Genomic DNA, 7,486 nt, shown 5'->3' with positions numbered 1-7,486 from the left:
TGGCCAGATAGCTCAGTCGGTAGAGCAGAGGACTGAAAATCCTCGTGTCCCTGGTTCGATTCCTGGTCTGGCCACCAAAACCTCAAGCAATTTTGCTTGAGGTTTTTTGTTGTGTGTAGTTCTATTAGATAATTACATTAATTTATAGTTATCTAATAGAGTTTTTATTTATATAGAATTGATTTTTTATCTGAAATTCTTAATGCTTTTTAGTAAATATATAAAAATAGAGTGTATATATTTATAAATTATATTATAATATAAATATAAAATAACATAAATATAAAATAATATGTTTATAAAATTTATCGAAAGTGGGGGAGATTCATGAAGGTTGAAATGTCTGAATTTTTAATGCAGAAGAGACAAGTTGTTAAAAAATTAGTACATATATTATCGAAAGATTTTAAATATGTATCTGTATTAGGTACTGATTCCCATGGGAAGAAGTATGTTGTTAAAAGAAAGGGAGTAAATATTAGTGATTCTTTTTGGAATGAAAGAGGATTTATAGTAAGGGTATTTAACGGTATTGGATATTCTGAATATTCCTTCAACAAATTAGATGAAGGTGATATTAATCAAGTAGCTTTGAATATAAAAAATCGTGTGAATGAGCAAATAAGTAAATTACGCAATAAAAATAATATAACTAAGTATCAAATTGTTGAAGATGAGAAAGTAAATAATAGTTTTGTAGGTGAAGTTGATATCCTTCCTAAAAATTTTAGTGATAAGGATATAATTGATAAGTTAACTACAGTGAAGGATAAGGCACTTTCAATTTCTGATCTTCTTTTAGATGCTCAAATAACCTTTCAGCAGGTGCAAGTATCAAAAATATTTATTTCTAATAATAAGGATTTGTATCAATCGTATATATGGAGCGAGGGATATATTACAGTGCTAGCAAGAAAGAACAATAACACTAGATTTAATTACAATGTATTTTCTGGCCTCAAGGGAGCAGAACTATTAGATGAGATGGATGACAAAATTAATGATACTGTTAATGTGGTAATAAAATTGCTAGATGCAAAGCCTGTAGAACCTGGGACGTATGATGTTATATGTTCACCAGATGTATCTGGATTGATTGCTCATGAAGCTTTTGGGCATGGAGTTGAAATGGATATGCTGGTGAAGAATAGGGCTAAAGCCGCTGAATATATGAATAAGCCTGTAGCATCTAAACTTGTAACTATGCGTGATGGAGCTAATTCCGCTAAACAAGTCTCTTCATATTTATTTGATGATGAAGGGGTACTTGGTACAGATACTGTAGTAATAGAAAATGGAATATTGAAAAGAGGACTTTCAGATACATTGTCTGCACTTAGATTGAATATTAAGCCGACAGGTAATGGAAAAAGATTTTCTTTTGAAAGAAAGGCATATGCTAGAATGACTAATACCTTTTTTGTTGGTGGACATGATAAATTTGACGATATGGTAGCATCAATAAAAAGAGGTTACTTATTAATGTGTCCTTCCAGTGGAATGGAAGACCCTAAAAATTGGGGAATTCAGTGTATGGTGAACTATGGAATTGAAATTATTGATGGTAAATTAACAGAAAACTTTGTTTCACCGGTAGTTTTAACTGGATATGTTCCAGATCTTTTAAAATCAATATCAATGGTTTCTGGTGATGTTGGAATAGAAGGTAGTGGAGCTTGTGGAAAGGGATATAAAGAATGGGTAAAGGTTTCTAGTGGTGGTCCATATATAAAGGCGAAAGTGAGGTTAGGATAATGATAAATAAGATAAAATCTATTTTAGAAGATGAGGATGTCAATGAATATAAAATAATTGAGACAAGAACAAGCTCGGAAGAATTATTTTTAATTAAAAAAGATGTTGATATGACTAGAAGCAAAGATGTACAACATTTTGAAGTTACTGTATATAAAGATTTTGAAGAAGATGGTTTAAAGTACAGAGGAAGTTCTTCTTTTAATATAGAACCAACAATGATAGAAGATGAAATAAAGAAGCTTATAGAGGATAATATTTTTGCAGCTGGATTTGTAAAAAATGAATATTATAATATTCCTAAAATTAATAGTGACGAACTAGAAAATACAGATAGTAAATTTTCTCAAAATGAACTTTCGGACTGGATGCCAAAGTTAATAGAAGCTTTATATAAAAATGATAATGAAGAAAAAGGTGGAATAAATTCAGCAGAAATATTTTTAAATAAAAATTACAAAAGAATTATTACATCCTATGGCGTAGATTCAAGTTATGAAAAATATGATGGTATGATTGAGTTTATAACCACTTGGAAGGAAGCAGAAGAAGTTGAATTATATAAGATGCTTACTTTTTCAGATTATGATCCAGAGTATATATCAAATTCTGTAAAAGAGATGATATTTTTAGCTAAGGAAAGAGCAAATGCTAAGGAGACTGTAAAGTCAGGTAAATATAAGGTTATACTAAGAGGAGCTCCTGTAAAGGAAGTATTGAGCTATTATGTCGATAATTCCAGAGCGGCTAATGTTTATAATAAGGTATCTACTTTTGAGTTAGGTCAACTGATTCAAGGTGAAGAAGTTAAGGGGGATCTCATAAACTTAACACTTGATCCTAGCATTAGAAATTCTGTATATTCTGTACCTATAGACGATGATGGTTTAGCTCTACATAAGATTTGCATCATCAAAAATGGAAAACTTCAAAGATATCATGGTGATTTAAGACATAGTTATTACTTAAGTACTGAAGCGACTGGTAATATTGAAAATTTTGTTATAGAACCAGGTAGCAAGAGTATAGAGGATATGAAAAAGGAGCCATATGTGGAGCTTGTAGCATTTTCTGATTTTCAAATGGATTCAACAACTGGAAATTTTGGAGGAGAAATACGATTAGGATGGTACTTTGATGGGAAAGTGACAATTCCAATAACAGGTGGATCATTAAATGCTAATATAGGTAAATTACAAGATAATATTTTGTTATCGGCAGAAATTGAAAATGAAAATGGATTTGTAGGACCTAAAGCAATAGAATTACATGATGTTGTTATAGCCGGTAAGTAAATTGTATAAACTACAGAAAGCATTAAGATTTCTGTAGTTATATTTTTAGATAATTTATTAAGGATTCTATGTTTGAAAGTGGAAAGTAATAGGTTAAATGGTATATTAATAAAAAAAGTTTATTCATTTGTGTGTATATATGTTTAATTGTGATTTAAAATTAAAAAAAGTGTTGACATAGTGTTTGATTTCGTTTACAATATAATCAAACAAACAAATATAAACACAAACATTAGTAAACGAATACATGAAAGGTGATTATATGTTTGCAGAAGAAAGACAAAAACAAATAAGTTCAATTCTAAACAAAAATGGGAGCATAAAAGTAAATGAGCTTTCTGAATATTTTAAAGTGTCTGAGGCTACAATAAGAAGAGACCTTCAAGAGATGGAAAACAGAAAGATACTTAAAAGGACACATGGTGGAGCAGTTAAAATTGACATAACTAATTTTGAACCATCCTTTACAGATAAAAAAGATGAAAAGCTTGGTGAAAAATTATCTATAGCTAAATATGCAGCTAGTATTATTAAGGATGGGGATACAATAATCCTCGATTCTGGTACAACCACATTAGAAATAGCAAAAAATATATCTGCAAGAAATTTGACAGTGATAACTAATTCTATAGATATAGCAGAAGAACTTTCTAATAACAGAGACTTAGAACTTATCATAACTGGTGGGAGTTTAAGATTTAATACGAGAGCTATGGTTGGCCGTACCTGTGAAGATATTTTTAAGTATTTTAGAGTTGACAAAGCTTTCATTGGAGCTAATGGTATATCTGCTATTGAAGGTATTACAACTCCAAATTTTATTGAAGCACAGACTAAAAAGGCTATGATAGATTCTGCTAACAAGATATTTATAGTAGCCGATAGTTCTAAATTTGAAAATGTGTGCCTTTCGGTAATTTGTGAAATCAAAAATATTACATCTATTATAACAAGCGGAGAGGTAGCTGATGAAGTTATAAGCGATTTTGAAAGTAGGGGTGTTGATATTATAGTGGCTGGCTAAAACGGAGGTGAACGTTAATGGTAATTACAGTTACATTAAATCCAGCAATGGATAAGACAATTACAGTACAGGATTTTGAACTTGGAAAAGTGAATAGAGTATCTAAAGTTAGATATGATATAGGTGGAAAAGGGATAAATGTATCTAAAGTTTTAAAGAGATTTGAAATACCATCAGCGTGTACAGGATTTATAGGTGGAGGCTGGAAAGATACTTTTGAAAAAGAATTGAGAAATATGGGAATAGACAATTATTTTGTTGAAGTAAAAGAAGATACTAGAACAAATATAAAGGTTGTTGACGACAAGAATAAAATTTATACAGATATAAATGAACCTGGACCTAGAATTACAGAAAAAGAATTAAATGATTTTACAAATAAATTTAAAGATATTTGCAATGAAAATGATGTAGTTGTTCTTTCTGGAGGGGTTTGTCCCAATATTCCTAAAAATATATACGGTACATTAACTAAAATTGCAAAGGAAAGAGGAGCTTTTGTAATCTTGGATGCAGAAGGAGAACTCTTAAGTGAAGGAATAAAGGAAAAACCTGATATTATAAAACCAAATAAACATGAATTTGAACTTCTTTTAAATAAGAAGCTAGATTCTGAAGATGATATAGTATATGAGGCAAAAAAGCTTATAAATAATGGTTTAAAAAAGGTTTTAATTTCTCTTGGAGAAAAGGGAGCAATTTTAGTTAGCAACGAAATGGTATTATATGGTGAAGGTCTTAAAGTGCCTGTAAAGAGTACTGTCGGAGCAGGCGATTCGATGGTTGCAGCACTAATATATTCTATGATAAATAATTTTGATAATGAAGAAACAATAAAATTTGCAGTAGCTACGGGAGCTGCATCAGTATCACTTGAAGGAACACAGGCTTGTGATTTAAATCAAGTAAAAAGTTTAATAGAAAAAGTAAATATAAATGTTAGGAGGTAGTTAAAATGGCAACTAAGGATATGTTTTCGAAAAATAGAGCGGAGTTTAATTTAAAGGCTAAAACTAAAGATGAAGTTTTAGATGAATTAATAGATATATTATACAAGGATGGAAAGGTAAAAAATAAGGAGGAACTAAAAAAGGCTGTTTTAAAAAGAGAAGAAGAGTTTTCTACAGGAATTGGAATGGGGATAGCTATTCCTCATGGAAAATGTAGTGCGGTAACAGAACCAACAATAACCTTTGGACTAAGCAAAGAAGGAATAGATTATAAGTCAATGGATGATAAACCAGCAAATTTATTTTTCTTAATAGCTGTGCCAGAAGAATCTAGTGATATTCATTTAAAGGCGCTTAGTGAAATATCGAGAAAGCTTATGCATGCGGACGTTAGAGAAAAATTATATAATGCAGACAACTTTGAAGATTTCATAAAGATATTTGAGTAGATGTGACTTAATCCCAAATCTAAACTATTTTTAAGGAGGAGTAATTATGAAAAAACTAGTAGCTATAACATCTTGTCCTACTGGTATTGCGCACACTTATATGGCAGCTGAGGCACTTCAGATGGCAGCACAGGAAATGGGTGTTGAAATAAAGGTTGAGACCCAAGGTTCTGTAGGAGCAGAAAATGTAATAACTGAAAACGATTTAAAAGAAGCTGATGGGGTTATTATAGCTGCAGACACAAACGTGGATAAGTCAAGATTTGCAGGAAAGCCATTAATTGAAGTGCCAGTTAAGGATGCAATTAAAGATTCTAAATCACTTATAAATAGAGCACTTTCAACAAAACAAGTTTTTAAGGGAGATGCAAAAAAAGTAGAAGAAGCTCCCAAAGATCAAGATAAATCAATTGGTAAAGGAATATACAAGAATTTAATGACAGGTGTTTCCTTCATGATACCTTTTGTTGTAGCAGGTGGAATACTTATAGCACTTGGATTTGCGATAGGCGGAATTTACGTTTTTAAGTCACCAGGTACTATTGGTGAAGCTATATTTAGCACTGGAAAACAAGCATTTGCACTTATGCTTCCAGTACTCGCAGGATATATATCTTATTCTATAGCTGATAGACCGGGACTTGTACCAGGATTTGTTGGTGGAGCTCTTGCAAGCACTATAGGAGCAGGATTTATTGGAGCACTTTTAGCAGGATTTATTGCAGGATACACAGTAGTGCTTATTAAAAAATATGTTAGACTTCCTAAATCACTAGAAGGATTAATGCCAGTTTTAGTAATACCTGTACTTTCAACTTTAATAATAGCACTAATAATGATATTTGTTTTAGGTGGACCTGTAAAAGCAATAAATGATGGTTTGGCAGCATTTTTAAAAGGACTTCAAGGAGCAAATGCAGCATTACTTGGAATTGTCTTAGGAGCAATGATGGCCTTTGATATGGGTGGCCCTTTCAATAAAGCAGCATATGTATTTGCAACAAGTACTTTAACAACTTCAGCTTTATCATCTGGAGGAACAGCTATAATGGCAGCAGTAATGGCAGCAGGTATGGTTCCACCACTTGGAATAGCACTTGCAACAGTTATAGCTAAAAACAAGTTTACAGAGCAGGAAAGAGAAGCAGGAAAAGCAGCTTGGGCACTTGGCGTATCATTTATATCAGAAGGAGCAATACCATTTGCAGCAGGAGACCCACTTAGAGTTATACCATCAGTTATGGCAGGCTCAGCTGTAACAGGAGCATTATCAATGATATTTGGTTCAAAGCTTGCAGTTCCTCATGGAGGTATATGGGTATTATTTATACCACATGTAGTAACAAATTTAATAGGATATGTTATAGCAATAGTAGCAGGAACAATTGTAACTGCAGTAGTACTTTCAGCTATTAAAAAGAAAAAAGTTTATTAAAATTAAGGGAGATATCATTAATTATGATATCTCCCTTAATTTTTATTTTATAAAATCATCTTTAACTTTGTAGTTTTTTTAATTATAATGATATTAATTATTTGAATTAGCTTAAAGTGAAAGAAAATATAACAAATTAGGAGATTTATTATGAAATATACAATAAAGCAAGTGTCTAAGCGTACTCAACTATCTGAATACACTCTACGTTATTATGATAGAGAGGGGTTAATGCCGCTTTTAAAACGCAGCAAGAATGGAATACGTCTTTATTCAGAAAATGATATCTGTTGGATAGAGCTTATATGTTGTCTAAAAAATAGTGGTATGTCCTTGGTTAAAATAAAAGAATTTATGAATTTATGTTTAAATGGTAAGGAAAGTTGTGAAGAGCGTAAAGAAATGCTTGAACAACATAAGAAAAGTATTTTGGCTCAAATGGAAAAGTTAAATAAGAGTCTGTGCACCATAAATTATAAGTTGGAGCATTATAAAGAAATAGGAATATTTCATATAGATAGTGAAATATAAGATTTTGAGCAAATTTATATTGTGTGAAATTTTTTATTTTAAGTGTA

General features: G+C 31.2%; 7 protein-coding genes and 1 tRNA gene. All 8 read left to right on the top strand.

Translation table 11 applies throughout. The features are described 5' to 3' along the window. Position 1: 1 nt before the first annotated feature. Positions 2–77 (top strand) — tRNA-Phe (locus ACJDT4_RS20815). A gap of 250 nt (positions 78–327) precedes the next feature. Further along, complete coding sequence (locus ACJDT4_RS20810) at positions 328–1,755, top strand: TldD/PmbA family protein (RefSeq protein ID WP_406789522.1); 1,428 nt, start codon at positions 328–330, stop codon at positions 1,753–1,755. Beyond that, complete coding sequence (locus tag ACJDT4_RS20805) at positions 1,755–3,050, top strand: metallopeptidase TldD-related protein (RefSeq protein ID WP_406789521.1); 1,296 nt, start codon at positions 1,755–1,757, stop codon at positions 3,048–3,050. The genes ACJDT4_RS20810 and ACJDT4_RS20805 overlap by 1 nt, the downstream gene beginning before the upstream one ends. Positions 3,051–3,312: 262 nt before the next feature. Further along, a complete protein-coding gene (locus ACJDT4_RS20800; protein ID WP_406789520.1) occupies positions 3,313–4,074 on the top strand; it encodes a DeoR/GlpR family DNA-binding transcription regulator in 762 nt (253 codons plus the stop codon). Between the two features lie 17 nt (positions 4,075–4,091). Further along, positions 4,092–5,024 (top strand): 1-phosphofructokinase, encoded by a 933-nt coding sequence (gene pfkB, locus ACJDT4_RS20795; RefSeq protein ID WP_406789519.1) that lies wholly within the window; start codon positions 4,092–4,094, stop codon positions 5,022–5,024. A gap of 5 nt (positions 5,025–5,029) precedes the next feature. Continuing rightward, the gene (locus ACJDT4_RS20790; RefSeq protein ID WP_406789518.1) at positions 5,030–5,473 is read left to right on the top strand and encodes a PTS sugar transporter subunit IIA; all 444 of its coding nucleotides are present in this window, start codon (positions 5,030–5,032) and stop codon (positions 5,471–5,473) included. A 46-nt stretch (positions 5,474–5,519) separates the two neighbouring features. Continuing rightward, entirely contained in the window at positions 5,520–6,908 is a 1,389-nt protein-coding gene (locus tag ACJDT4_RS20785) for a PTS fructose transporter subunit IIC (RefSeq protein WP_406789517.1), read from the top strand. A gap of 150 nt (positions 6,909–7,058) precedes the next feature. Then, the gene (locus ACJDT4_RS20780; protein WP_406789516.1) at positions 7,059–7,439 is read left to right on the top strand and encodes a MerR family transcriptional regulator; all 381 of its coding nucleotides are present in this window, start codon (positions 7,059–7,061) and stop codon (positions 7,437–7,439) included. Positions 7,440–7,486 lie beyond the last annotated feature (47 nt).

Source organism: Clostridium neuense (genome assembly GCF_045310695.1).
In the GTDB taxonomy this organism is placed as follows: domain Bacteria; phylum Bacillota; class Clostridia; order Clostridiales; family Clostridiaceae; genus Clostridium_S; species Clostridium_S neuense.
The sequence above is the reverse complement of the archived record's forward strand: the minus strand, read 5'-3'. Positions and strand labels throughout refer to the sequence as shown.